Consider the following 26,667-nt stretch of genomic DNA (forward strand, 5'->3'; position numbering starts at 1 on the left):
CGGCAGGATGGAACAATGAGCCATCCTGCCGAAGCCGCCCAGAACCCAACCCTGACCGTCCGCGCCGTCCTCTTCGACATGGACGGGACGTTGGTTGACTCGACAGCGATCGTCGAGCAGGTGTGGCTAGAGTTCGCTGAACGGTACGGCTTGGACTTTGACGAAATCCTCCGCACCTCACACGGCGTCCAGGCCGGCGACACGGTGCGGCGGTACGCGCCGGCCGGGTCCGACTTCGCAGCGTTGACGGCAGAACTTGGCGAGATGGAACGGTCCCGGACAGATGGCGTGATTGCCCTTCCCGGTGCTGAAGCCCTTCTGAAAGCACTTCCGGACGACGCCGTTGCGTTGGTTACCTCTGCTGACAGCATCCTGGCCGAAATCCGCATGCGGGCAGCCGGACTCACCATGCCGTCCACTACCGTGACCGCCGAGTCCGTCACCCGCGGCAAGCCCCACCCGGAGGGATACCTCAAAGCCGCCGCGCTGCTGGGAGCCGACCCGGCCGACGTCGTGGTCTTCGAAGACGCACCCGCCGGCATTGCGGCAGCCCGCGCTGCCGGGATGCGAACCGTGGTGGTGGGCAAGGCCGCTGCCAGGCACAATGCGGAGCTGGAGCCAGGCATGTGGAGGATCGCGGACTACTCGGCCGTGACTGTCACCGCTGTTAGGGACGACGACGGCGGTCACCTCCTCACTCTGACCCTCTAGCACTGTTCGGCCCGGCTTGCCGGGAGTAGGCTGTGCGCATGTCTGCGATGCCGGAGGCGTACGGTGCTGCATTGGGGCGGGCCATGGCGCACGCCGGAGATTGGCTCGCGTCGGTGCCCACCCGCCCTGTCCGCCCATCCGCCGATGCCGACCAAGTCGCGAAGAGCATCATCCCGCGCCTGCCTGATGAAGCCACCGATGCCGCGGAAGTAGTGGATGAGCTCGCCGCCTTGGCCGAACCCGGGCTGATGGCCATCCAGTCCGGCAGGTTCTTCGGCTGGGTTATGGGTGGAACCCTGCCAGTTGCCATGGCCGCAGATTGGCTTGTCTCGGCCTGGGATCAAAATACCGGGCTCCGCTTCGCCACTCCTGCCGCCGCCGCGATCGAGGAATCAGCTGCGGCTTGGCTTTTGGACCTTTTGCACCTTCCCGCAACCGCCGACGTCGGATTCACCACGGGTGCCACCACCGCGAACTTTGTGGGGCTGGCGGCTGGCCGTCAGTATCTGATGGACGAGGCCGGCTGGGACCTCGAAGCGCTGGGACTCAACGGCGGCCCCCGGATCACCACGTTTGCGGGGCGGGAACGCCACGCCGCCGTGGACCTGGCGTTGCGGTACCTGGGCTTGGGAGCCTGTGTCCCGGTGGACGCTGACCGCGAAGGGCGGATTATTCCGGAAGCATTGGCCGAAGCCATGAATGAGCAACCGGGGCCGACACTGGTGTGCTTGCAAGCGGGCAATCTGCATTCGGGCGCGTTTGATCCCATGACGGAAGCCATCGCCGTGGCGCACGACCGCGGCGCGTGGGTCCATGTGGACGGGGCGTTCGGCTTATGGGCAGCCATCAGCCCCACCCTGCGTGAACGGCTTGCCGGTGTGGAGGAGGCCGATTCCTGGGCCACGGACGCCCACAAGACGTTGAACGTCCCGTACGACTGCGGGCTCGCCATAGTTTCCCGACCCGAGTCCCTGAGGAGGGCCTTCAGCGTCCACACCAGCTACCTGATTGCCACCGAAACGGGGCTGGGGGACCCTTTGGAGAAGGTGCCGGAGATGTCCCGGCGCGCCCGCGGCATCCCGGTATGGGCGGCCTTACGCCAGCTGGGGCGCAACGGAGTGATCGCCATGGTGGAACGGCTGGCGGCAAACGCACGGGCACTGGCTGAAGGACTCGCCGATATTCCTGGCGTCGAAGTCCTCAACGACGTCGTGTTCACGCAGGTCTCTGTGAGCTTCGGCAGCGACGACCGGACGCACCGCATCACCCAGCGATTGATGGCTGAGGGGGCGGTGTGGATGTCGGGGTCGTCCTGGCGCGGGCGTGAAATTCTTCGGATTTCGGTGAGCAACTGGTCCACCGACGCCGGGGACGTCGCCGCGTCCATTGCTGCAGTGCGGGGCGCAGTGGCGGCCGAGCCGGAAGCGTAGACCTCGGAGGCCTCTGCCATGAGCCGCAACGCGCGTGGCATTCCGTTCATCGGACCTGCCCTTCCCATGGCTTTAGAGTGTCAGCATGGACAGTTTGCTGGTTGGTTTAGCCGTTGTTGTGGCCTTGATCCTCGCATTGGTCATCGGGGCAGCCATACGGCCAAGCAGGCCTGGCCGTCACAAGGGTGCCTATATTCCGGCCAAGGATCGCCCGACATATCCTGAGGCAACCAACCACAGCGCCACCACAGATGCCACTGGACCTCGCTCCAAGAGATTCCCTGACTTGGAGCGGCGGTAGAACGCAATCATTGGGCACCGACCCTCGGCAGCCACCACGCTAAATCCTCACGTCACGTAAGGTTCAAGTCCTGCGGGCACTAATTCCGACCACGGCGGCGGCGAGGGCAGCACCCACTACAACTGCCCCCTCAAGCCAGCGGTCCGGCGTCGTAATGAGGGGCAAAAGCAAAAGCGCACCGGAGCTGACCGCTAGCCCAGTCACCAAGCCGGGCAACCCCAAGCTCGGATGTACGGCCCAGGTAGCGAGGAATAGGCCGAGGACGTTCGCCACAAACACGTTCAGATAGCCGGTGCAGGCCAGGAAGATTCCGGCGTAAGCCAAGCTCCACGCCACAACCGGGACGACTCGTCCCAGAATGCTGTCCCGGGGAGAAGAAGCAGGTCCGGCAGACAGGGCGGTGCGAAGTTCGCGGACAGGAACGCGCCCGCGCCGCAGGTCCCGGGTCAGCCGGCCGATGCCGCGCAGGTCCGCAATGGCGGTTCGTACGACGTCGACACTTGAGTTTGGGTCCTGGGTCCAGTCGACGGGGACTTCATGAATGCGCAGGCCGGAGCGCTCGGCGATGATCAGCAGCTCAGTGTCGAAAAACCAGGCCTCGTCTTTGACATGGGGCAGTAGCTGGTGGGCCACGTCCGCACGGATAGCTTTGAAGCCGCACTGGGCATCGGAGAAACCGGCCCCCAGGACGGTGCGCAACAGTGAGTTGTAGCTGCAGGCAACCAACTGGTGCCGGGGGCTGCGCGTAACGCGGGATGCCGGTGCCAGTCGGGTGCCGATGGCGAGATCCGAATGGCCCGAAATGAGCGGTGCAAGCAGGGGAGCCACAGCGGCCAGATCCGTGGACAAGTCTGCTTCCATGTAGGCAAGCACAGGCGACGGCGACGCGAGCCAAACCTGTCGGAGTGCGTTTCCGCGTCCCCTTTGCTCAAACCGGACAACAACCACTTCAGGAAGTTCGCGGGCCAGCCGCTCGGCAATCCGCAAGGTGTTGTCCGTGCTGGCGTTGTCCGCAACGGTGATCCGGAAAGCGTGGGGAAAGGTTTCTTTGAGATATCCGTGGAGCCTGCGCAGATTCACTTCCAGACAGGCTTCATCATTGAAGGCGGGAATGGTGATGTCCAGGACCGGGGTGGGCGTCCGGGTTTCGACGGGGGAGCGCCGGGACCGCTGGGCGGGCTCTGGCGTCATCGCCAAATTCATGCCGTGGATCGCGTGATGGGATGCGCAGGTCGAAGGATCAGTGAGCGTCATGTACCCAGCATGCCGCCGCCGATTATGAGGGCTTTAGGCGGAAGCTGTGACGTCACTGTGAACCGTGGGCCGCTCCTGTGAAACGGACTCGGCCGGCGTTAAACGGCAAGGCCGCGCCCGTTACCGCTTTTCGCTCCAGTGGGTACTGGTGCGAACGGCGGCTTCGGGCGCGGCAGTCAAGCAGTCTGGCTTAGTACCAGTTGTTGGCCAAGTGGAAGGCCAGGGCAGCGGACGGGGATCCGTAGCGTTCCTTGATGTAGTTCAGGCCCCACTTGATCTGGGTCTGGTAGTTGGTTTGCCAGTCCGCACCGGCAGAAGCCATTTTGCCGGCCGGAAGCGACTGGACAATACCGTACGCACCGCTGGAAGCGTTGGTGGCAGTGGTCCGCCAGCCTGATTCCTTCTCCCACAGCGTGTTCAGGGCGGTCATTTCGCCCGCGCTCCAGCCATAGCTGCCAAGGATGCTGGCGGCGTAGGCCTTTGCACCGGCGGGATCGTCAACTGCCTTCGGGGCGGCAGCAGCGGCTGCAGCTTCCGCAGCGGCGGCGGCAGCAGCGGCGTCGGCGGCCTGCTTGGCGGCAGCGTCAGCAGCAGCCTTTTCGGCAGCGGCTTGATCTGCCGCTGCCTTGTCGGCGGCAGCCTGCGCGGCAGCGGCCTGATCGGCGGCGAGCTTGTCGGCTGCGGCCTTGTCGGCGGCTGCCTTGTCAGCAGCAGCCCGGTCGGCTGCGCCCTTGGCTGCGGCGGCGTCCATCGAAGCGGAGACTTCAGCGGACTTGTTGGTGCTGACCTGGGCGGCGGCCTGGGTGTCGGCTACGCGGCTTGCCTCGGGGAGGTTCAACGCTGCGTTTGCGGCGGTTCCGAGCGATGCAACGCCCAGTGCAGCGGCGATGACGCCGGCAACAACAGGCATGCGCTTGCCGGACTTGCCGTCACGGGCGGCCTTTTTGAGGACGGTCTGCGACTTGGTCAACTGGGTGTCGTTCTGGTCGCGGTGACGCGCGGAAGGGCGCGTCTGATCATTAAATTCAGACATTGTGATTACCTCTCAGCGCCTGCGGAGTTAGCTGTCGGGTTCGGATGAGGTCATCCGGCCGCGCATCACGCTGCGGCTTCACCCCAAGGGCCGGCAAAAAGCCTGGGCCCGGAGACTCTGGGTCCCCCGTCTCTGCCTCGGAGAAAGATCGGACTCCGGGAAGTGGCAGAGCTCGGCGCATCCCGGATGTGGGCCGGTTAGGGGCAACCCACCCTTTCGACGGTACAGGAGGTTTCCGCAGAAGTCACATTTAGGTAACAGAGATCACGAAAGCGGTGAGTCGTCTTGCCGGATTCGTTACATGCGTTCGGTGTTGGTGGTCGGGAGTCGCAGGGCAAATTCGGTGCGCCCCGGCCTGGAGGTCACTTCAACACTGCCACCGTGCGCCGCAACGATGGAATCGACAATGGAGAGACCCAGCCCCGAGGTGCCCTCCGACCCCGATCTTGCGGCGTCAGCACGGGCAAATCGGGAGAAAATGCGGCTCTGGAAGTCCTGGGGAATGCCCGGACCGTTGTCCGTCACAGTCACCACTGCGCTGCCATCCGCTGAGAGCATGACTCCGGTGACCACCGTCGTTCCCGGGTCGGTGTGCTTGCGGGCGTTCGAGAGCAGGTTCGCCAGCACCTGATGCAATTGCGTGGCGTCGCCACGTACCGTGATGGGCTCCCCGGGAAGTTGGAGTTGCCAGATGTGGTCCGGTGCCATGACCTTTTCGTCGCTGACGGTCTCGATCACCAACTGGGTGAGGTCCACGTCCGTGACCTTCACGGGCTGACCCTCGTCCAGCCTTGCCAGCAACAGGAGATCTTCCACCAGGGTGGTCATGCGTTCGGACTGGCTTTGGACGCGGGCCAATGACTTCCTGCCGTCCTCCGTGAAATTCTCGGTCATCCGCAGCAGCTCCGTATAGCCGCGAATGGCAGTCAGCGGGGTCCGCAGTTCGTGCGAAGCATCCGCCACGAACTGGCGCACCTTGGTTTCGCTTTCCTGACGGGCCTCCAATGCGCTGGAGACGTTGTTCAGCATCTGGTTCAGCGCATGGCCAACGCTGCCAACTTCCGTCCCAGGATGGGAGGCCGACGGCGGGACGCGCACCGCAAGGGCCACCTCACCGGCGTCGAGGGGCAGTTTCGATACTTTCGTGGCAACTTCGGACAGCTGCTCCAAGGGCCGCATGGTGCGCCGGATGATGACGGTTCCCGCGAGCCCGATCAGGACCAGGCCGCCAAGGGAAACCAGCACCATGGTCCATACCAGCGAGGCCTCGGCGTTCTGCTTGTCCGCCAAGGGCAGGCCAGTCACGATGACGTCGCCGTAGGGCTTGTCGACGGCCACCAGACGGTACGCGCCATTGGAGAGCGAGCGGTCCACGGGCATGTTGTCCGTGGGGAGCGACACCAGGATCTTTTCATCGTCCGCGGACAGTGATACGCGGTTTCCTTGGGCGTCGATGAGTCCTGAACTCCGGACAGTGGAGCCGTCGATCCGGGCGTTGAGCGTTCCCGCGGCCTGGCCCCGCGCCTCCAGGGGGTCGGGCCTTCCGGACGGGGAAGTGGGGAAGTTCGACGGCGCCCTGCCGAAGTCATTCGCGCGGCTGGACGCCTGCTCCAACTGCCTGTCGAGCTGCTTGTTGAAGACCGCGTCCATGGAGGCGTAGCTGACGATGCCTACCGCACCGCAGATCGCCACCAACAGGGCCATGGCCACCAGGACCAATCGGGTACGCAGATGCCAGGTGGACGGGTTGAGCCAACTCCGCCGGGACGTTTTGGCCACTCCGGAAAGTGTGCTCAATGGCTAGTCCGCTGGCTTGATGACGTACCCGGCACCGCGAACGGTGTGGATCATGGGCGGGTGGTCCGCTTCGATTTTCTTGCGCAGGTAGGAGATGTAGAGCTCCACGATGTTGGCCTGTCCGCCGAAGTCGTAGTCCCACACGCGGTCGAGGATCTGGGCTTTGCTGACAACCCTTTTGGGATTCTCCATGAGGTAGCGCAGAAGTTCGAACTGCGTTGCGGTCAGCGGAATATCCTGCCCGGCCCGTGTCACCTCGCGGGTATCGACATTCAGGGTCAGGTCTCCCACCACCAGCTCGGCCGTGTCCATGGCCGCTACCCCGGACCGCTGGACCAGCCGGTGCAGGCGCAGGAGGACTTCTTCCATGCTGAACGGCTTTGTCACATAGTCGTCGCCGCCGGCAGCCAGGCCCACGATCCTGTCCTGCACCGCGTCCTTGGCGGTAAGGAACAGCGCGGGAACTTCGGGAGCGAAAGCGCGGACGCGGTTGAGCACTTCGACGCCATCGAATCCGGGCAGCATGACATCAAGCACCAGTACGTCGGGACGGAAATCCTTGGCCAGCTTCACTGCGGCCGGACCGTCGCCGGCTACGGCCACAGACCAGCCTGCCATGCGCAGGCCCATGCTCATGAGCTCGGCGAGGCTGGGTTCGTCATCCACCACCAAAGCCCGGATGGGGGAGCCGTCCGGGTGGGAAAGCTGGGGGAGGTTGTTGGTCATGGAGTGCGAGGAGGCCATGGGACAAGTCTCCGTTCTGCTGGTTAGCCAGCGCTTTGCCCGTCCTGTGAGGACGCTGTGAAGTCAACATTAGCGAGGTGGGAGCCGGCTGCAACCCAGTGTTTCTACGGCTTGTAGCAGATTTGGAGCAAAAAATTATCGAAGGAGGCCACGGTCGATTGGACAACAACTGTTTCAGATCGTGAGATTCCGCGTGGACGTGGTTGGCGGCAAGCGGGATCCGCATCATGCCTCATTGGCCGAAGATAATTCACCAAAAGGCCTATATTTCTCCGTTGTGCCGAATGAAATGCCGTTCATTTCCAGCACCCCATGAATTGTGATTTACGGCACAATAGACCCGGACGTCTCAAAATGTGGACGGTTCGGCGCTTTGTTACTTGCGTGTTGCCATTGTTACGTTGCACACTTCCAATGTGAACAAGAACTCAACAGCACCTGCAGCCGCAGCAACCTGGCCCAGCGCACCCGCTGGCCATGATGACCGCTGTTGTCGAATGCAAGCCTAACTTTCCACCCCAAGAAGTTTCAGGCATTCGCCCCCTAGCCCAGCGTTGGGCGCCCCTCCCCAAACTCATTGCGGGGACCACCAGCATTCGAAGCCGCGATGACGGCTATTCACTTTTGAGGTAAGCACTCCATGTCAGTTGCATCTGGATACGTCCACATCTCCGTCCGTAACGCCAACAAGGCCGCGTCAAACGCAGGGCTTCGCCCCGGGTTCGGCAACCGTCCGGGCTATTCTCCGGCCCCGCAGGGTGCCGGCCAGCAGGCTCCCGGCTACGTCCCGCAGGGCTACAACCCCAACTCCTATGGCCAGCTGCGTGCCGTGCCCACCACGGAGCCTGCACCCATGACGGCTCCCACGCCGGTGATTGCCCAGTCCGACCGGCTGCGCCCCGTTGCCAACGACAATGTAGCCCGCGGGTTCGTGCTTTACATGGGCATCGACGAAGAAACGGCAGCCGCTGCTGGAACTTCCATTGCCAAGCTTGCCCAGGAGATCCGCGCCTATGCGCAGTCCCTGGTGACCGGCGCCGAGAGCTACGCCGCCGTCGCAGTTGCCCCCGCCGGGGCACCCGGGTCCGCACTCGACGTCGTGCGTTCCACCTTCGGTGACCCCACGGTTGCCTCACGGCAGCGCGCCGAAGCTGCCCGCCCCGCGCCGCAACAGGAGTCCCGTCCCTCTGGTGTGCTGATCGACCTCGCCCGCCGTGAAGTTCACCTGGACGGCGAATCGCTGAACCTGACATTCAAGGAATTCGAGCTCCTCAACTACCTCGTTGAGAACGGCACCCGCACCGTGGGTCGCGACGAACTGCTCGAAGGCCTCTGGCGTAACGCCGAGGAAGTGCCGAACGAGCGCACCATCGACGTTCACATCCGCCGGCTGCGCTCCAAGCTGGGCCGCCTTGCCAACACCGTTCGCACGGTTCGCGGCCAAGGCTACCGCTTCTACGAGCACCCCGAAGTCATCGTGTGGGCCGCTCCGGAATACTCCATCTGATCTTTTGACTGCCGAAAGGCGGCACATCCCTCTGCGCCTGCGCTCGTTCCTCCCCTCCGCCTCCCTGCCCTCGCAAGCTCGGTCAGGGAACCCGGGCGGAGTGGGCCCAGCAACAACGGCGCTATCGGGACATGCCGCCTTTCCGCTCGTCCGAGCAGTGGGCATGTGCCTTCGCGGCTATAGGGTTGTTGCATGAGCGACCATCACCTTAAGCGCCTTGTGATCATGCGGCATGCCAAGGCGGACTGGCCGGTGGGCGTTACCGATCATGAGCGTCCTTTGGAGGAGCGCGGCCACCGTGAGGCGCCGTTGGCCGGTCAGTGGTTGCTCAAGCACGGGGTTGTTCCGGATTTCATCCTGTGCTCTTCCGCCCTTAGGACCCGCCAGACGTGCACCTGGGTGTGCAACGAACTGGGGGAGAAAGCTCCGACGCCGAAGCTCGAGGACGGCTTGTATGCCGCCTCAGCCAACCGCATGTTGACGGTGATCAATCATGTTCCGGACACCGTGACCACGCTGATGGTTATTTCGCATATGCCCGGAGTGCAGGATCTGGCCATGCATTTGGCGTCCCGCGATTCTGATCACGACGCCTACATGGATGCCGCCACACGCTACCCCACCAGTGCGTTGACGGTGTTGGAGACGGAAAAGTCGTGGGCTGAGCTGGACGGGCAGGACGCCCGGTTGACGCAGTTTAAGGTGCCTCGCCACTAGGAAGCTGTTCCGCAGCGACTTCCCGCAGCATGTGTACGGACAAGCGGATGTTGGGGCTCGCTGTCATCGTCTTGCGATACACCACTCCCACGGAGCGCTGCTGAACGGGGTTCATCACCGGAATGGCAACCACGCCTGCGGGGAGTGGCGGCCTGCCAAGCCGTGGAACCAGTGCCACGGCCACCCCCTGCTCCACCATGGCGATGTGCGTGGAAAAGTCGGGGTCGTACACGCGGATATCAGGCACCCGCCCCAGTCCTGCGAAAATCTGCAGGAGGGCTTCGTTGCAGATTGCGCCCGCCGGGGTGCTGATCCAGGTCTCATCCAGCAGGTCTTCACGCTCGACGGCGGTTCTCGCCGCCAGCGCGTGGGCGCTGTTGATGAGGACATCGGCCTGGTCCACGCAGAGGTCCTCGTGCACCAGGTTCTCGGGGATGACCAAAGGCACGGAGTTCCAGTTGTGGACCACTGCGAGCTCAGCTTCTCCGGAGGCCACCCTCTGCACGGCTTCGCGGGGATCCTCTGCCAGCACAGTGATGTCCAGGGCGGGGTGGGAGGCTGCCACTCGCCCCAGCATGGGTCCCACAAGCCCGCGGCAGGCGGTAGAGAACGCCACCATCCTCAGCAGTCCCGTGGGTTTGGCGGGATCGGCGAGCAGGGTGGCCTGCAATTCCTCGAGCTCGCCCATGATGCGACGCCCGTAGCCTGCCAGCGCCAGCCCCCGCTCCGTCAGGAGCACGCCGCGGCCATTGCGTTCCAGCACGGCAACGCCTGTCTGTTTCTCCAGCTTCTTGATCTGCTGGGACACCGCGGATGGGCTGTAGCCCATCACGTCGGAGGCGGCCACCACCGATCCATGTTGTTCCACGGCAACCAGGGCCCTCAGGGCTGAGATATCGATCATGAAGCAAATCTACGTGGTTCCATGCGGAAATCAATGCTGGTGCTTCAGGGTTAGGGGGTTCAGAGTGTACTTGTGAACCTTCGCCATTCTGCCCTCGCCGTCCTGGTAGCCGTCCTCTGGGGCATCAACTTCGTCGCTATTGACCTCGGCCTGCACGCGAACGGCCGGGACGTGCCGCCGCTGCTCTTCGTCGCCATGCGCTTTCTCCTGGTCGTGTTCCCCTTCATCTTGTTCATCCGCAAACCCGACGTGGGCTGGAAGGCGATTGTCGGCGTCGGGCTCTTCATGAGCGCCGGTCAGTTCGGGCTCCTGTACCTCGGTATGGCACTTGGGATGCCAGCTGGGTTGGCCTCGCTGGTCCTCCAGGCGCAGGTGTTGTTCACCATCCTGCTTGCCTCAAGATTCCTGGGCGAAAGGCCCAGCCGCCGCCAACTGGCCGGGGTGGTGCTTGGCATTGCAGGGTTGGGGGTGGTGGCGTTGGGGCGCAGTGCAGTGGCCCCGGTGCTGCCGCTCATGATCGTGCTTGCCGCGGCGTTGTCCTGGGCGGTGGGCAATGTGGTGGCGCGGCATTCGAAGGCCAAGTCCGGGCTTGGCCTGGTGGTGTGGTCCGGCGCGGTGGTGCCCGTTCCGTTGGCGGGCTTGTCGCTGGTGGTGGACGGCCCGGACACTGTTTGGGCGACACTTTCCGACCTTCAACCGGCCACCATCCTGAGCGCGATCTACACCGCGGTGTTCGCCTCGCTGGTGGGCTACGGCATCTGGAACCGTCTATTGTCGCTCTACCCGAGTTCCGACGTCGTGCCCTTCACGCTGCTGGTCCAGGTGGTGGGCATGACGGCGGCTTGGCTGGTCCTGAACGAGATTCCCACACCAGCCGAAATCCTGGGCGGGCTGATCCTGCTGCTGGGCGTGGCCACCGCAGTCCTGGGCGCCTCGCGGAAACGCACCGAAACCCCCGTTGCGGGGCCCGCTTTGCGCGTTAAGCTCCCGCGATAGCGCGCAGAGCGGGCCCCGCAACGGGAGGGGATCAGCGCAAGGCGAAGATCGTGCGGTGCCAGTCCTTCTCAGCCAGGCCATCCAGCTCGAACATCACGTGCTTCACCTGGGTGTATTCCTCGAACGAGTAGGCGGACATGTCCTTCCCGAAACCTGACTGCTTGAACCCACCGTGGGGCATCTCGGAGATGATCGGGACGTGGTCATTGACCCAGACGCAGCCTGCCTTGATCTCGCGGGTGGCCCGCAGCGCCCGCTGAAGGTTGTTGGTCCAAGCTGATGCCGCGAGGCCGTAAACGGTGTCGTTGGCCAAGCGGATGCCTTCGTCATCCGTGTCGAAGGGGATGACAACCAGGACAGGACCGAAAACTTCGTCCTTCACGATTTCCGAATCTGGAGCGGCGTCGACAACCAGCGTGGGCCGGTAGAAGGCGCCCCTGCCAAGGCTCCCATCGCTGGGGGCGAAGCCGCCCGCCATGATCTTGCTGTAGCCGCGGGCGCGTTCCACCATCCCGGCCACGTGGTCACGCTGCTTGAAGGAAACCAGGGGGCCGAGGTCCGCTTCGGTGTCGTCCGGGGCGCCGAGGATGATCGAATCGAAGCGCGCCGAGACCTTGGCCACGAACTCGTCGTAAACGCTTCGGTGGACTATGGCCCGCGTGGCTGCCGTGCAGTCCTGGCCAGTGTTGATGAGCGAGCCCGCCACAGCGCCGTGCACCGCAGCGTCCACGGTGGCGTCGTCGAACACCACAAAAGGTGCCTTTCCGCCCAACTCAAGGTGCACGCGTTTGGCGTTGACGGCGGCCGCTTCCAGCACTGTCCGGCCAACAGAGGTGGACCCCGTGAAGGAGACCATGTCCACATCGGGGTGCCGCATGAGTGCCGCCCCAACCGTGTGGCCTTCGCCCACCACCACGTTCACCACGCCGTCGGGCAGCCCCGCGTCCGTGAGCGCCTGCGCGAACATCAGCGATGTGAGGGGCGTGATTTCGGCAGGCTTGAGGACAACGGTGTTGCCCGCGGCGATGGCCGGCAGGATCTTCCACGCCGCCATCTGCAAGGGGTAGTTCCACGGCGCGATGGACCCGACGACGCCGATGGCCTCGCGCCGGATGGACGAGGTGTGCTGCGGGGAGTATTCCGCAGTGGCTTTGCCTTCGAGGTGCCGGGCGGCGCCTGCGAAGAAGTCGATGTTATCGATGGTGCCGGGAACGTCGAACTCCCGGGTCAAGCGCAATGGCTTGCCCGTCTGGGAACTCTCTACGCGGGAGAATTCGTCCGCGCGTTCCTCCATGATCCTGGCGAACTTCTGCAGGATTCCGGCGCGCTCGCCCGGCGCGGTCCGGGACCACGACGGGAAGGCCGCGCGGGCCGCGGCCACGGCCACCTCGAGGTCCGCGAGGGAAGCCAGGCCTACGTTCGCCACCACCTCGGAGGTGGCCGGATTGATGACGTCGATGCTCTTTCCTGAAGTGCCGGTGAACGGTTGTCCGCTGATGAACTGGTGCATGGTGCCGTGCTTTCCCTGCCGGACGGCGGTGTCCGGGCAGTGCTGAATGAACGACGCCCGAGGGTGTCGTTGTGCGGTTGGGTTTCAGTTGCGCTGGGCGCAGGGCCCGTTAGGGCCCGTTAGGCCTGCTTGCTTTCGCGTTCGGCGCTGTCCAGGATCGCCGTAAGGCCCGCCTGGAACGCTTTGAGTGAATCGAGGTTTTGCAACGCTGCGTGGTGTTTCTCAAGGAGTGGATGTCCGGTAATGCGGGTGAAGACCCGGGGGTTGATCCAGGGATCGTGGCCTTCGGAATCGGGAAGTCGCTGGATTTCCACAGCGATCCCCGCGCCCAAGGCCAGGGTGTAGCTTTCGAGTGCTGCGTAGTAGTGCACCACGCGATCCTCTTCCAGCCCTGCGTCGGTGAGGCATTGCAGGACGAACTCGATGGCCTTCAACTCGCCGGGGCCGTAGGTGTCCGTGGCGAACGACTCGCTGCCAAGCGATGGGTGCTGCATGAAGACCCTGAGGAGTTCGTCGAGGTAGGCCTCAAGCCGGGCACGCCAGTTGTGGTCGCGTGCCGAGGCCAGGGTGCGCTCCACCGACATCATGAACAACTGGTCCAGCGCTGCCCGGACGATCGCGTCCCGGTTCCGGAAATGCCGGTAGACAGCGGTCGCGTCAACCTCAAGTTCCTGGCCCAGCCTCCGGACGGTCAGCCGCTCGCCGGGTTCCTCGCTGGAAATCCGCAGGACTGCGTCAATGATGGTGCCGGGGTCCAGGCGCGTTCGGCGGTCCGTCGACTGTGCTGGCTGCACCATCAGTTGTCCGCCTTCCACGCGATCCGGGTTGATATTCAACCTACATGATTCATGGCTGCCTCCTTCCACGGATAAGTCAAAGACTTTGTCAGCACTGATGTCAACACTGTTGACTTTACTGTGATCCGGCTCATAGTGTGTGCCGAAGAGTTGAATTTCCATGAAAGGACTCGACAGTGCACGCAGAGATTTTGTTTGAGAACGGATGGGTTTACACCGGCAACGACGCCGGACCCGTTCGTGCGGACCTGGCCGTGGCAGCAGGCCGGATCATCGCCGTCGGAAGACCCGAGGACCTCACCGGGACAGTCACCTCGGAGACCCGCAGGGTGGACTTGGACGGGCAGCTGGTGGTCCCCGGCTTCCAGGATGCGCACATCCACCCCATATTCGCCGGGATCGAAATGCTTCAGTGCGACCTCACCGAGGCTGCCAACGCAGAAGAAGCCGTGGCGCTGGTTGCCGGCTACGCCGCCGCGAACCCCGATACTCCGTGGATCGTAGGCGCCGGTTGGTCCATGGACTTCTTCCCCGGTGGAACCCCGACGCGGGACCTCCTGGACGCTGTGGTGCCGGACCGGCCGGTGTATCTGGTGAACAGGGACCACCACGGAGCCTGGGCCAACACTGCTGCGTTCACAGCGGCGGGGATCACCCGGGAAACCCCGGATCCAGCGGGCGGGCGCCTGGAACGCGAGCCCGACGGCACCCCTGCCGGCACCATCCACGAGGGCGCCATGGATCTGTTCAATGACGTCAAGCCTGCGGTGCCCTACGAGCTGGCGTACCAAGGGCTGCTCGCCTCCCAGCAGCTGTTGCTGTCACAGGGAATCACAGCCTGGCAGGATGCCTGGGTGCCCATCCCTGAGGGCGGACATGCCGACCATCTGGACGTCTACGTGGACGCGGCCAAGGCTGGAGACCTCAAAGTCCGGGTCACTGCATGCCAGTGGTGGGACCGGACGGCGGGCATGTCGCAGCTGGACCAGATCGTGAAGAGGCGGCAGCGCGTCGCTGAATCGAGTGACCCGCTCCTGCTCAACGCCAATACGGTCAAAGTCATGGTGGACGGTGTGGCGGAGAACTTCACTGCTGCCATGCACCACGTCTACCTGGACCACCACGGCCACCACACGGAGAACCGGGGCATCGAGTTCTTCGAAACGGGTGAGCTGCAGGAATTCGTCACAGCGATCGACGCCTCCGGCATGCAACTCCACTTCCATGCCTTGGGTGACCGTGCGGTGACCGACGCCCTGGACGCACTCCAGGCAGCACGCGACGCCAATGGCTCCAACGATCAGCGCCACCACCTCGCCCACCTCCAAGTGGTCCGCAGCGAGGACATTCCCCGTTTCGCGGAACTCGGAGCCGCGGCCAATGTGCAGGCACTCTGGGCCTGCCACGAGGAACAGCTGGACACCTTGACCCTGCCTTTCCTGGAACCCGGCGCAGAGGACAGGCACTACCCCTTTGGCGAACTCGCAGCGGCAGGTGCCCGCCTGGTTGCCGGCAGCGACTGGCCCGTCTCCACGGCAGACCCCATCGCCGCCATCCACGTAGCCGTTAACCGCACGGCACCGGGGGAGGACCTGCCGGCGCTTGGCCCCGAATCGCAGAAACTCAGCCTCAAGCAGATCATGGACGCCTACACCCAGGGCACAGCCTGGATCAACCATCTGGACCCGGACACCGGCACGTTGGAACCCGGCAAATTCGCCGACCTCGCTGTGCTTGACGTCAACATTTTCGACGTCCCCGCCGAGGAACTGCACCGGGCGGTGGTGACGCAGACGTGGATTGGGGGCGAGTGCGTCTACAACCGTTCAACTGACGCCACGGACCAGGACCGGAAGACCCGGGTACTGCAATGAGGCCGCAACCAGCGCGGGGTGCGGTGCGACCCAAACAGCGGACGACGCCGTCGCGCATCACAGCGATCGGTGCCGCAGCCGTCGTGGCCGGCTTGGTCCTGGCCGGCTGCGGTGCCCGGCCGGCCAGCGTGACTGAAGCCGGCGGGGGTCCCAAGTTCACGCTGTCCGACTCAACGCCGGCACCTGCCAAGGAAATCGACAACTTCACCTGGGCCATGTATGCGGAGCCGTTCTCGCTGGACTATGCCTACGCCTTCGACTACCCGGACAACACTGTCCTGTCCAACGTCTGCGAGTCGCTCTTCCGCTGGAACGCGGACCTGTCCACCTCGCCCGGACTGGCAACCGGCGTGGAGAACCCGGACCCCTTGACGTGGATCTACACCATCCGGCAAGGCGTGAAATTCCACGACGGAAGCGAGATGACAGCGGATGATGTGGTGGCCTCCCTCAGCCGACACCTGAACCCCGAGGTGGGCTCTTTCTGGGCCTCGTCCTACCAGAATGTGGAGTCGATCGAAAAGACCGGCGAGTACCAGGTAACGGTCACCACCACGCGGCCGGACTACGTGTTCAATGCTTCGTTGGTGGGCGCACCGGGTGTGGTGGAATCTGCCAAGACACTGGAAGCCGCAGGCAAGGACTATGGCAACTCCAGCACCGGCGTGAACTGCACAGGGCCGTTCAGTTTCGACGCATGGGAGCCCGGCGAAAGCATCACCCTCAAGCGCTTCGACGACTACTGGGATCCGGACCTCAAAGCCAAGTCCCGGCAGGTCACGTTCACCATGCTCCCGGACGCAACGTCGCGCATCAACGCCTTCCAGACCGGCGAGATCGACGGCGGTTTCGCGATTCCCTCCAACGCCATGGACATCCTGAAAGCCAACAGGGACGCAGGATCTGTCTACTTCGGCAAAGACACGTCAGTGCAGAGCATGGTCTTCACCAACCTCGCCGGCACCTTCAAGGACGTCAAGGTTCGGAAGGCGCTCATGATGGCCATCAACCGTGAAGCCCTGATCAAGGCCGCGGAACAAGGCTACGCAAGCAAGACGGACGCACTGACCACCCGCAACGTGTGGAAGGACGCCTCCCAGGAGACCACAGACGAAGCTTTCAACGGATTGCTCGCCACACCCTATGACGTGGCGGAAGCCAAAAAGCTGGTCAAGGAAGCAGGAGCGGAAGGAAGCAAGTTTGTCTTCGCCACCGCGTCATTGAACGCAGCCTTCGACATCACAGCCCGGGCCATCGCCTCCGCTGCCAAGGAAATCGGCCTGGACCCGGAAATCCAAACCATGTCCAACGACAAATACACCACCCTCTTCTCCGACCCCGAAGCCCGCAAGAACGTGGACCTGCTGGTGACCTCCTGGTACCTGTCCAGCACCGAACCCCTGGAAATGTACAGCGTGCTGCGAACCGGGGACTTCAGCAACTACGGCGGTTGGAGCAACCCGGAATTCGACGAGCTCGTCAACACCGCCTACGGAGTGCAGGACCCCGACGCCCGCGGCAAGCTCACCGGGCAGGCAGCCAGGATCGCCAGTGAAGACGTCGTCTGGGGCCCGCTCTACGAAACTGTCACCACCATGTGGCTGGGCAAGCGCATCACCGGCGCCGATCCGTCCATCAACTACATGTACTTCCCGTGGGCAGCCAAGATCGGAGGTCTCTGATATGACCGTTGTGGATCAAGCAATGGCACCCGCGCCACCCCTGAAACCGGTAGGCAAAAGGAGCAGGGCAAACCGTCCGGTGGTCTTCATCGCCAAGAAGGTGCTGGCCCTGGTGGCCACCCTGTTTGTCGCCTCACTGGCCGTGTTCTTCTCGCGATTCCTGGTGCCGGGTGACCCGGCCCGCTTCCTCCTCAGGGGCCGCAGCCCCAAGCCCGAGGCCCTCGAAGAGATCACCCGGCAGTTCGGCCTCGACAAGCCGGCCTGGGAACAGTACCTGAACTGGCTCGGCGGCATCCTCCACGGCGACTGGGGCCGTTCGCTGACCTACCGGCAGGACGTCTCGGACGTGTTGCTTGGACGGTTGCCCACCACCCTTCAACTCGTGGCTCTCGCCGCGGTGTTTATCACCATCCTGGGCCTGTTCGCGGGCATCGTGGCAAGCCTGAACAAAGGCTTCGGCGACCGTTTCATCCTCATCACCCTGACCGCGGCCGGAGCCGTGCCGCCCTTCGTTGCGGCCATCGCCCTGGTGGCCCTCTTCTCCGTGGGACTGGGCTGGTTTCCCTCCTTCGGAAGCGGCGACGGCGGATGGGACCGGATCTGGCACCTCACCCTCCCGGCGCTCGCCTTGGGCATAACCTACATCGCCATGGTTGCCCGGGTAACCCGCTCCTCCATGAATGAACAGCTGCTCCGCGAGCACGTGGAAGTGGCAACAAGCCGTGGCCTCACCCGCGGCTCGGTGGTGGCACGCCACGTGCTCCGCAACGCGCTGGGCCCAATCCTCACGGTGAGCGGTGTCCTGGTGGCAGGGTTGCTGGTTTCAAGCGCCATCATCGAACGGACCTTCGGCCTGTCAGGTATCGGCCAGCTCCTGGTGCAATCCATCGACAGGCTCGACTTCGCCGTGGTCCAGGCAATCGTCATGGTGGTGGTCACCGCCTTCGTCCTTGTGAACACCGTGGTGGACCTGGTCCAGCCCCTCATTGATCCGCGTATCGCGGCCGGAACGGAGTCCCGATGACCCTGGCGATGCAACTGCCACAGGCGGGTCTACGCCGTTACGGCAGCCTCCTGTCACCGATGGCGTGGGCGGCGCTCGCCGTTGCCGCCGCCGTCGTGCTTCTCTCGGTCTTCGCCCCGGTCCTGGCGCCATACGACCCCGACTATGTGGACCTCAACAACGTCCTGGCCGGTCCCGGCGCGCAACATCTGCTCGGCACGGACGCGCTGGGCCGGGACCTCCTCAGCCGGCTGATGCACGGCGGCCGGACATCACTGCTGGGACCCACCATAGTGGTGATCGGATCAACGGTGCTGGGCTTGCTGCTGGGCTTGGTTGCCGGCTGGTCCGAGGGTTGGCTGGGCAAGGTCCTGGGCCGGCTTTTCGACCTTCTCTTTGCTTTCCCTGCGCTCCTGATGGCCATGCTGGCAATCGCCCTCTTCGGCAAGGGACTCTTTGCCCCCATCCTCGCCATGACCATCGCCTACGTGCCCTACGTCGCCAGGCTGGCCCAGTCCCTGGTGGTGGCCGAGCGTGGCCGGCCCTACGTCCAGGCGTACCGGGTCCTCGGATTCCGGACACCCTGGGTGGTGCTGGGGCGGGTCCTGCCCAACCTCATTCCCACAGTGGGTGCGCAATCGACGTTGAACTTCGGCTACGTACTGGCCGACCTCGCCGCGCTCTCCTTCATCGGACTCGGAGTCCAGCCGCCCACCAGCGACTGGGGCGCCATGATCGAGGAATCCCGGGGCGCGCTGCTGGGCGGCTACGTCCTGCCCGCGTTCTGGCCCGCACTGGTGGTGGTCCTGGTGGTGGTGGCCGTCAACATCATCGGCGAAGAACTTTCAGACCGCATCGGAGGAAAACTGTCATGAGCCAGCTCCTGAAGATTGAAGACTTCACCCTCGGCTTCCCGGACAGGCCACCCCTCCTGGACAGCGTCAGCCTCCACGTGGACGACGGCGAAGCCGTCGCCTTGGTGGGGGAGTCAGGCTCGGGGAAGTCCCTGACAACCCGGGCCGCCCTGGGGTTGTTCCCCGGAGGCACGCGGTACTCAGGAACCGTGTCCGTTAAAGATCTCGATACCCTGACGGCCAGCAAACAACGCCTTATGGAGCTCCGGCGCGGCCACGCGTCCATGATCTTCCAGGACCCCAGGGCAGGCATCAACCCCGTCCGGACGGTGGGGGACTTCCTTACCGAGACGCTGCTGCGGTTCGACGGGCTGTCCCGTGCCGAAGCTACCGAACGGGCCGTGAAGCAACTCGAGCAGGTTGGACTGCGCCGGGCCAAGGAGCTCATGGACCAGCACCCGCACCAGCTCTCGGGCGGGATGCTCCAGCGCGTGATGATCGCCGCGGCACTGCTCAATTCTCCCGACCTCCTGCTGTGCGACGAGCCCACCACTGCCTTGGATGTCACGACCCAGGCCGGAATAGTGCGGCTCCTCCGCGAAGAGCAGCAGTCACGGGGGATGGGCATGTTGTTCATTACCCACGACCTGAATCTCGCGGCCAGCCTCTGCGAACGCGTCTACGTGCTCCGTCGCGGCAAGGTGGTGGAGCAGGGTCCTACCCGGACGGTGTTCCAGATGCCGCAGCAGGAGTACACCCGGCAACTAGTGGAGGCGACGCCCGTCATCGAGTTGGGCGACATCCCCGAACCACAGGCTGGGGCGTCGGCTTTGCTTGATGTCTCCGGGCTGACCAAGAGCTACGAATTGCCCGGTGGCGAAGTCATTACCGCTTTGGACAACGCACGTTTCAGTCTCCCCGAAGGCGGTTCCTTGGGCGTGGTGGGGGAGTCGGGCTCCGGTAAATCCACCCTGGCCCGCCTTGTGGTGGCACTCGAAACCGCCACCGACGGCGAGCTCACACTGGGCGGTGTCCACAGGCCCCGGCGGTCACTCAAAGCCTCCGAGCGCAAGATCCTGGCCAAGGATGTCCAGATCGTCTTCCAGGACCCTTACCTGTCCCTGGATCCGCGGATTCCCGTGGGCAACGCTGTGGCCGATGTGTTCCGCCTCCACCAGGGGCAAGGACGCAAGCAAGCCAAGGCCAGCGCCGCGGAACTCCTGGGCAGAGTGGGAATCGGACCTGAACGGTTGGATGCGCGGCCGCGGGCTCTTTCGGGTGGCCAGCGGCAGCGCGTCGCCTTGGCCAAGGCGCTCGCAGCACGTCCCCGGCTCCTGGTTCTGGACGAAGCCACAAGTGCCCTGGATGTCTCCGTCCAAGCTCAGGTACTGGAACTCGTGGAGGAACTGCGGGACCAGTTTGGGCTGACCATCCTGTTCGTCACCCATGACCTGGCGGTGGTCTCGCGCCTATGCTCCCAGCTGCTCGTGATGCACCAGGGACGGATCGTGGAGCAAGGGCCCACGGTACGGATCCTGGAAGACCCTGGCGACGACTACACCAAGAACCTCATCGCCTCACGTCCCCGGCCCTTGTGGGACGCCGAGCCGGTCACTGCCTGAGCAGCGTATCGCCTGAGCAGGTCACTGCCTGAGCATGCCGGCCAAGAACCTACCCCAGAAACAGGAGAGTTTTCCGTGAATACCACCGTTTTCGAACGGAATGTCCCGCAGGCCGACGTCGTAGCCGCCGCGCTGCAGGGTGCCGCGCACCGGCCCTTTTGGATCGACGACATGAAGGACAAAGCAACGCACTACCCGCAGCTCGACGGCGATGCTGCCGCCGACCTGGTGATTGTTGGCGGCGGTTACACCGGGCTGTGGACAGCCCTGCGAGCCAAGGAACGAGACCCCGGCCGAACCGTGATCCTGCTCGAAGCCGAGCGGGTGGCGTGGGCGGCGTCGGGCCGCAACGGCGGTTTCTGCGAGGCCAGCCTCACCCACGGCCATGAGAACGGCAGGAACCGGTGGCCGGACGAATTGGACACCTTGGACCGGCTGGGAATGCAGAACCTGGACCGCATGCAGGAGTCCGTGGAGAAGTACGCCATGAACTGCGAGTGGGAGCGCACGGGCGAACTCAACGTGGCCGTTGAACCGCATCAGGTTGCCTGGCTCCGCGAGGACGATAGTCCCGGGAGCGTCTTCCTGGACCGGGACGCCATCCGGGCCGAGGTCAACTCACCCACCTACCTCGCAGGCCGTTGGCACCAGGACTCCGTGGCCATGGTCCACCCGTACAAACTCGGACTCGAATTGGCGCGCGTGGTCACGGACTTGGGCGTCCAGATCCATGAGGGTACCCGCGTCAGGGAGCTCAACGACCACGATCACGGCGTCACCGTCGTCACGGAGCGCGGCAACGTCGAAGCCGGTCAGGTGGTCCTGGGCACCAACGTGTTTCCGTCGTTGCTCAAGCGCAACCAGCTGATGACCGTGCCCGTGTACGACTATGCGCTCATGACCGAGCCCCTCAACGCCGAACAGCTGGCATCCATCGGCTGGACCAAGCGCCAAGGCATTGGGGACGTCGCCAACCAGTTCCACTACTACCGGATCACCAAGGACCACCGGATCCTTTTCGGTGGCTACGATGCCCTCTACTTCTGGGGCCGCCGCGTGGACCAGCGGCACGAGCACCAGCCCGCCACATGGGAGAAGATCGCATCCCACTTCTTCACCACGTTCCCCCAGCTCGAAGGCCTGAAGTTCACGCACAAGTGGGCCGGGCCCATCGATTCGAGCACGCAGTTCTGCGCCTTCTTCGGCACCGCCCGCAAGAACAGGGTGGCGTACGCGGCCGGCTTCACAGGGCTCGGAGTTGGTGCAACGGCGTTCGCGGCCGACGTCCTCCTGGACTTGTTGGCTGGCTTGGACACGGAGCGCACGCGCGTGGAAATGGTCAGGAAACGGCCACTGCCCTTCCCGCCCGAACCGCTGGCTTCCTTGGGCATCAACCTGACCCGATGGTCCATGGACAGGGCAGACCACAACCAGGGCAAACGGAACCTCATCCTCAAAGCGCTCGACGCCGTGGGGTTGGGTTTCGACTCCTGACCCACCCGTTGTGAGGCCCGCTTTGCACGTTTAGACCACCCGATAGCGTGTAGAGCGGGCCCCGCAACGCAGGGCTTAGCGTTTGGGTGCCGGCCTGCGTTGGGAAGAAGAGCTCGACGCCGGTCGCTTGGCTGCCGCTGCAGGGGTCCGGGGTGCCGCGGGACGCTTTGCGGCAGCGGGGTTGGAGGTTCCGGCGCCTCGTGGAGCCGTCGTAGCCGGGCGTTTGGCAGGCGTACCAGGACGAGCAACAGTCGTAACCGGGCGCGCCGCGGGCTTGCGTGGAGCGGGACTGCGCTTGGCCGCGGATGCCGGTCGCTTAGCGGGAGCAGGTGCCCGCGATCCGAAGGACGGCACCACGGCTCCGAGGAACATCACGGCCAAGGTGCCAACACCGGCCACGGCGGCAAGGTAGAAGTAGATGTCCGAGTCTTCGGTGCTGACGGCACTTCCCATGGCGTTGGCGTCCTGGTTGAACGCCAGCCCCCACATCCGCAGGAAGGCGATGCTGAAGCCAATGAACAGGCTGGTCCCCACCGCGCCGAGAAGGACCACCAGGTACCTGCGGCGGTTGAAGAGCTGGACGATGCAGGCCAGATAACAAACCAGCACGGCGCCAAGGAAGAGGTACAGGACCAGTTCCTCAAGGACGACGGCGGCGAGCACCAAGAGCCCGAGGGATACGAAGGCGGCAATGACCGCTAGCTTTCCGCTGTTCCCCATGTGACGCATGGGGTTAATCATCTCCGACCAAGTGGCCACGCCACGCCGTAGTACATTGCAGTTGGATACCGTTGTGGGGCCCGCTCAACAGGCTTAGGGCACGCAATACCCCTCAAAGCGGGCCTCGCAACGTGTGTGAGGCTACTTGATCACGTAGCCGTGCATGATGGTCATCACAGCGGCGACGCTCTGCTCGCGGGTGCGCTCGGGGTTGTAGGTTTGCCGGTCGAGGCCCACGACGAAGATCGCGCCGAAGATGGCCGCTTCGAGGCTTCCGCGGGCGATCGACTCGTCCACTGTGTACCCTTCCGCGACACGCGCCACCGCCGAGCCAATGACAGCCAGGAGTTCTGCACGGAGTTCCGCGAACACCGCACTCCATTCGCCAGGCGTCCGCCAGTTTTCACTGACCCAGAGTCTGGCGAACGACGGGTAGTCGTCCATGAACTCCATCGCCTGGCCCACCATGTTCTTCATGGATTCGAGCGGGTCGCTGCTTTGTCCTTGAACGTCCTGGAGCCGGACCAGCATGATGTCCACGCCATGCCGCAACAGCTGGGCGATGAGGTCGGACTTGCTGCCGAAGTTGTAATAGACCGTTCCCTTGGAAACCCCGGCCGCGGCGGCGATTTCGTCAACTGTCACTCCGGCAGCGCCGCGTTCGCCGATCAGCTCCATGGATGCTTCGAACAATCGTTGCTTGGTGGCGTTGGTTCGTTCGGGGCGAAGCTTCTTGCCCCCGCCCATCGCGGAATCGGAAGCGAGCGGCTCGGTGGTGCTCATACTGCGATCTCCGGCTTCAGGGTCTTCAGGGTCCACATCTTGTGCTTGCGGACGGCGAGGGTGGACAGCGCCGCTCCCAGCAAAGTGTACCCAAGCAGGCCCAATACTGTGGGCCAGATCATGCTGAGCTCACCGCCGTAGATCAGGTGCCGCATGCCGGTGACGACGTAGCCCATCGGCAGGATTTCATGCACCACGTGCAACGGCATCGGGGTGGTCTGCCACGGGAACGTGCCACCGGACGACACCAGCTGCAGGACCAGCAGGACCAGCACCACGAACTTGCCGGGCGTTCCCATCAGCGCCACGATCCCCTGGATGATCGCGCTGAACGCCATCACCGCGGCCAGCATGAACAGCCACATCCCGATCGGGTGGGCAGGGTTCAAGCCGAGCCCCAAATCCACCACCAGTGTCAGGATGGTCGCCTGCAGCACGGAGACCACGAAGAACGGCAGCCAGCCTCCGACGGCGATTTTCCAGGCTGGGGCGTTCGACGCCAGGGCCCGCTGGGTGATGGGCCGCATGGCCTGGACCAGCATGAACACACCGATCCAGAGCGCCAACGTCAGGAAGAACGGAGCCAGGCCTGCGCCATAGGAGCCCGCCTTGGCCTGTGACACGTTCTCCACTGCGACCGGATCAGCGATCACCTTGGACACGCTGCTCTTTTGCTCGTCGTTCGGGTTGGGGATATCTCCCGCTCCCTTGGCCAGTTCGGAGGCCAGGGTGTGCGAACCATCGGAGGCGGTCGCTGCACCGCTTGCGAGCTGCCCGGCGCCGTCGTCCAGTTGGCGGGCGCCGTCGTCGATCTTTACCGCCCCGTCAAGCGCCGACTGTTGGCCGGCGGCGAGGGTGGCTGCGCCGGTTTGGAGCTGCCCGGCGCCGGCGGCCGCCTTCGCGATGGCGTCCGTGAGCGTCGGTGTGGCGGCTGCAAGCTTTGAGGCCCCGGCGCTCACAGCGGCCGAGCCGTCAGAGAGTTGCTGGATCTTGGCAGCATCGCCGGAGATCTTCGCCTTGGCGTCCGTGACCGGGCTTGATGCAGCGGCGGCATCGAAATCGGCCAGGACCTTGTCGGCCTGCTCCTGCGTCAGAACACCGGATGTCACCAGCCGTGCGTTGGACTCCACAACCCGGGTGCGCAGACCCTTGTCCGCGGCTTCCAGCTGACCCACGACGTCCTGGACTTTCGCGTTCAACTGGGCGTTTCCGGCGGCAACCTGCGCGGCGCCGTCGGCCAGTTTTTGGGAGTCTGCGGGCAGGGTGGAGGTCTTGTTCTTGAGCTCTGTCAGGCCGGAACTCAGCTGGCTGGCGCCGGTGTTGAGCTGTACCGCGCCGTCGCGCAGTTTGGTTTGGCCGGCCACCAGTTGGTCGGCGCCGGTGACCAGTTGGGTGGTGCCGTCATGCAGCGTCGCGGCACCGTCGCTGAGTTTGCCGACACCGTCAGCGAGTTGTCCTGCGCCGTCCGCTGCTTTGACGATTGAAGCATGGATGGTGCCGAAACCGGTGAGCAGCTGGTTGGCTGTCTCTTCGCCCACCTCTTTAGCGACCGTGGAGTGCACCGCGGTGGTGAGTTTGTCCACGATGGTGCTCAGCAAGTAGTTGTTGGCGTCGTTGGTGGTGACGTGGAGCATGGCCTGGTTGGCGGCGTCGAAGCTGCCGGGGGAGACCAGATTGGCGGAGAAGTCCTTGGGGATGCGCAGCGCGAAGGCGTACTCGCCCGTTTTGACGCCGGCGTCCGCATCCTCGGCACTGGCCACCTGCTTCCAGTTGAAGACATGGCCTTCCACCAGGCTGTCGGCCACCTTCTTGCCTGCCTGAAGTTCGCTGCCGTCCTTGGAGGTGGCACCCGTGTCCTCCACCACCAGGGCGGCGTCGATCTGGTTCAGGTTGCCGTACGGATCCCAGTTCGCGTAGAGGTACACGGCGCCGTACAGCAACGGAACCATGGTCAGGGCGAGGATGGTCAGCTTGGGCAACAGCCCGCCGGTCATGCGCTTGAGTTCGGAGCGGGCGAGCCGCAGAACAGTCACTTTGCAGTCCTTTGGAGGTTTTGGGTATCAGGTTCGGCGGCGGGTTCGGCCGCTTCGGGTGCGTCGGGTTCCGCTTCGGCGGCGTGCTTGGCGTGGGGCTCGGGGGCCGGCTGGGCGGCCGGCTGAGGCTCGACGGCTGTCTCCGGTTCGGGGGCCGAGTCCAACTCAGGGGCTGAGGGGGTGGGTTCCAGTTCCGGTTCGGGCGGGTGCGAGACTGAGTTGCCGATCACCGCAGCGGCGCCGGTCCAGTTGTCCGGGAGGGCGCCGACGACGGCCACCACGGCAAGCGGCCGACCGGCGTCGGACGCCAATGCCTGCAAACGAGGCAACCACGCGGCAGGATCGGCACTATGCCGATCGGGGGAGTCGACCACCAGGAGGTCGGTGGCAGGATCCGCCAGGGCGAGCGCGGACAGGAGTTCGAGGCGTCGGCCCGCAGGTAGCTGTTCGATCCAGAGGCCGGCGATGTCTTCAAAGCTGTTGACCTTCAGCCAGGGCTTGCTCAGGAGAGCGCCCCGGTAGCGGCGTGGGATGAGCGAGAGGTCCTCGGTGACGAGGTCGCGCACGCTGAGGTGTTGCTCCGGCTCGTTGACGCCGGGGGAATCCACCAAGGCGCTCGCGAGGCGGATCTTCTTGGTCTTGGTGGTGTTGTCCCAGCTAAGGACGCCATTGCTGGGCTTCATGCGGCCGCTCAGGGCCAACGCCAAAGCTGTCCGTTGGTCTTGGCCCTCGCCGGCGACCAGCAGGAGTTCACCGCGGCTTACGGTGAGGGATGTTGCCGGAAGGAGATCGCCCCGGCGGCCTTTGATCTGGAGTTGCTGTACGGACAGCACAATGAAGCCTTTCGCAGAAATGGTGTCTGCGAAAAGTCTAACTGAACTGACTGGTCAGTTCAAATAGG

The 26,667-nt window shown here is 64.3% G+C and carries 22 protein-coding genes and 1 riboswitch; of the genes, 11 read left to right on the forward strand and 11 right to left on the reverse strand.

All coding sequences use genetic code 11. The features are described 5' to 3' along the window. The first annotated feature begins 15 nt into the window (after nucleotides 1-15). Together AC5RU9_RS11555 and AC5RU9_RS11560 are read left to right on the forward strand one after the other, a co-directional pair. A complete protein-coding gene (locus tag AC5RU9_RS11555; protein WP_494016554.1) occupies nucleotides 16-711 on the forward strand; it encodes an HAD-IA family hydrolase in 696 nt (231 codons plus the stop codon). 38 nt (nucleotides 712-749) lie between these two features. Beyond that, nucleotides 750-2,141 carry a pyridoxal phosphate-dependent decarboxylase family protein gene (locus AC5RU9_RS11560; protein ID WP_494016555.1) on the forward strand — a complete coding sequence of 464 codons (1,392 nt, stop codon included), beginning with the start codon at nucleotides 750-752 and terminating at the stop codon, nucleotides 2,139-2,141. A gap of 364 nt (nucleotides 2,142-2,505) precedes the next feature. Here the strand turns inward: AC5RU9_RS11560 and AC5RU9_RS11565 are convergent, their stop codons facing one another. The 4 genes from AC5RU9_RS11565 to AC5RU9_RS11580 all read right to left on the reverse strand — a co-directional run bounded on the left by AC5RU9_RS11565 (nucleotide 2,506) and on the right by AC5RU9_RS11580 (nucleotide 7,270). After that, nucleotides 2,506-3,633, reverse strand: a complete 1,128-nt coding sequence (locus tag AC5RU9_RS11565) for a dolichyl-phosphate beta-glucosyltransferase (protein WP_494016556.1) — start codon at nucleotides 3,631-3,633, stop codon at nucleotides 2,506-2,508. Between the two features lie 253 nt (nucleotides 3,634-3,886). Beyond that, on the reverse strand, nucleotides 3,887-4,729 hold the full coding sequence (locus AC5RU9_RS11570) for an aggregation-promoting factor C-terminal-like domain-containing protein (RefSeq protein WP_494016557.1): 843 nt from the start codon (nucleotides 4,727-4,729) through the stop codon (nucleotides 3,887-3,889). Between the two features lie 4 nt (nucleotides 4,730-4,733). Further along, nucleotides 4,734-4,893, reverse strand: a riboswitch (cyclic di-AMP (ydaO/yuaA leader). Between the two features lie 133 nt (nucleotides 4,894-5,026). After that, on the reverse strand, nucleotides 5,027-6,526 hold the full coding sequence (locus AC5RU9_RS11575) for a sensor histidine kinase (protein WP_494016558.1): 1,500 nt from the start codon (nucleotides 6,524-6,526) through the stop codon (nucleotides 5,027-5,029). 3 nt (nucleotides 6,527-6,529) lie between these two features. After that, complete coding sequence (locus AC5RU9_RS11580; RefSeq protein WP_211711456.1) at nucleotides 6,530-7,270, reverse strand: response regulator transcription factor; 741 nt, start codon at nucleotides 7,268-7,270, stop codon at nucleotides 6,530-6,532. Nucleotides 7,271-7,910: 640 nt separating this feature from the next. Here AC5RU9_RS11580 and AC5RU9_RS11585 point away from each other — a divergent pair. Further along, nucleotides 7,911-8,777 (forward strand): winged helix-turn-helix domain-containing protein, encoded by an 867-nt coding sequence (locus tag AC5RU9_RS11585; RefSeq protein ID WP_211711455.1) that lies wholly within the window; start codon nucleotides 7,911-7,913, stop codon nucleotides 8,775-8,777. A gap of 192 nt (nucleotides 8,778-8,969) precedes the next feature. Continuing rightward, nucleotides 8,970-9,494 carry a SixA phosphatase family protein gene (locus AC5RU9_RS11590; RefSeq protein WP_494016559.1) on the forward strand — a complete coding sequence of 175 codons (525 nt, stop codon included), beginning with the start codon at nucleotides 8,970-8,972 and terminating at the stop codon, nucleotides 9,492-9,494. On the opposite strand, the gene AC5RU9_RS11595 is transcribed toward AC5RU9_RS11590, so the two are convergent. Next, nucleotides 9,475-10,398 (reverse strand): LysR family transcriptional regulator, encoded by a 924-nt coding sequence (locus AC5RU9_RS11595; RefSeq protein WP_494016560.1) that lies wholly within the window; start codon nucleotides 10,396-10,398, stop codon nucleotides 9,475-9,477. The genes AC5RU9_RS11590 and AC5RU9_RS11595 overlap by 20 nt on opposite strands. Nucleotides 10,399-10,470: 72 nt before the next feature. Here AC5RU9_RS11595 and AC5RU9_RS11600 point away from each other — a divergent pair, with 72 nt between their 5' ends. After that, entirely contained in the window at nucleotides 10,471-11,394 is a 924-nt protein-coding gene (locus AC5RU9_RS11600; protein ID WP_494016561.1) for an EamA family transporter, read from the forward strand. Nucleotides 11,395-11,425: 31 nt separating this feature from the next. Here the strand turns inward: AC5RU9_RS11600 and AC5RU9_RS11605 are convergent, their stop codons facing one another. Then, nucleotides 11,426-12,904, reverse strand: a complete 1,479-nt coding sequence (locus AC5RU9_RS11605) for a gamma-aminobutyraldehyde dehydrogenase (RefSeq protein ID WP_494016562.1) — start codon at nucleotides 12,902-12,904, stop codon at nucleotides 11,426-11,428. A 119-nt stretch (nucleotides 12,905-13,023) separates the two neighbouring features. Next, a complete protein-coding gene (locus tag AC5RU9_RS11610; RefSeq protein WP_249184127.1) occupies nucleotides 13,024-13,701 on the reverse strand; it encodes a TetR/AcrR family transcriptional regulator in 678 nt (225 codons plus the stop codon). Between the two features lie 176 nt (nucleotides 13,702-13,877). Here AC5RU9_RS11610 and AC5RU9_RS11615 point away from each other — a divergent pair, with 176 nt between their 5' ends. From AC5RU9_RS11615 to AC5RU9_RS11640, 6 genes are all read left to right on the forward strand, one after another. Beyond that, entirely contained in the window at nucleotides 13,878-15,575 is a 1,698-nt protein-coding gene (locus AC5RU9_RS11615) for an amidohydrolase (protein ID WP_494016563.1), read from the forward strand. Then, complete coding sequence (locus AC5RU9_RS11620) at nucleotides 15,572-17,257, forward strand: ABC transporter substrate-binding protein (protein ID WP_494016564.1); 1,686 nt, start codon at nucleotides 15,572-15,574, stop codon at nucleotides 17,255-17,257. Before AC5RU9_RS11615 ends, AC5RU9_RS11620 begins: the two co-directional genes overlap by 4 nt. 1 nt (nucleotide 17,258) lies before the next feature. Continuing rightward, nucleotides 17,259-18,281, forward strand: coding sequence for an ABC transporter permease (locus AC5RU9_RS11625; protein ID WP_494016565.1), 1,023 nt, complete (start codon nucleotides 17,259-17,261; stop codon nucleotides 18,279-18,281). Next, nucleotides 18,278-19,135 carry an ABC transporter permease gene (locus tag AC5RU9_RS11630; protein WP_494016566.1) on the forward strand — a complete coding sequence of 286 codons (858 nt, stop codon included), beginning with the start codon at nucleotides 18,278-18,280 and terminating at the stop codon, nucleotides 19,133-19,135. Before AC5RU9_RS11625 ends, AC5RU9_RS11630 begins: the two co-directional genes overlap by 4 nt. Continuing rightward, a complete protein-coding gene (gene nikE, locus AC5RU9_RS11635; RefSeq protein ID WP_494016567.1) occupies nucleotides 19,132-20,736 on the forward strand; it encodes a nickel ABC transporter ATP-binding protein NikE in 1,605 nt (534 codons plus the stop codon). Before AC5RU9_RS11630 ends, nikE begins: the two co-directional genes overlap by 4 nt. A gap of 75 nt (nucleotides 20,737-20,811) precedes the next feature. After that, on the forward strand, nucleotides 20,812-22,230 hold the full coding sequence (locus AC5RU9_RS11640) for an NAD(P)/FAD-dependent oxidoreductase (protein ID WP_494016568.1): 1,419 nt from the start codon (nucleotides 20,812-20,814) through the stop codon (nucleotides 22,228-22,230). Nucleotides 22,231-22,305: 75 nt separating this feature from the next. Here AC5RU9_RS11640 and AC5RU9_RS11645 read toward each other — a convergent pair whose 3' ends face one another. From AC5RU9_RS11645 to AC5RU9_RS11660, 4 genes are all read right to left on the reverse strand, one after another. Further along, a complete protein-coding gene (locus AC5RU9_RS11645; RefSeq protein WP_494016569.1) occupies nucleotides 22,306-22,959 on the reverse strand; it encodes a hypothetical protein in 654 nt (217 codons plus the stop codon). A gap of 132 nt (nucleotides 22,960-23,091) precedes the next feature. Continuing rightward, nucleotides 23,092-23,733 (reverse strand): TetR/AcrR family transcriptional regulator, encoded by a 642-nt coding sequence (locus AC5RU9_RS11650; protein WP_211711443.1) that lies wholly within the window; start codon nucleotides 23,731-23,733, stop codon nucleotides 23,092-23,094. Next, entirely contained in the window at nucleotides 23,730-25,766 is a 2,037-nt protein-coding gene (locus tag AC5RU9_RS11655) for a YhgE/Pip family protein (protein WP_494016570.1), read from the reverse strand. The genes AC5RU9_RS11650 and AC5RU9_RS11655 overlap by 4 nt, the downstream gene beginning before the upstream one ends. After that, complete coding sequence (locus AC5RU9_RS11660) at nucleotides 25,763-26,599, reverse strand: P-loop NTPase family protein (RefSeq protein WP_494016571.1); 837 nt, start codon at nucleotides 26,597-26,599, stop codon at nucleotides 25,763-25,765. Before AC5RU9_RS11660 ends, AC5RU9_RS11655 begins: the two co-directional genes overlap by 4 nt. Between the last annotated feature and the right edge of the window lie 68 nt (nucleotides 26,600-26,667).

This window comes from Arthrobacter sp. B0316-5-4, from assembly GCF_059090325.1.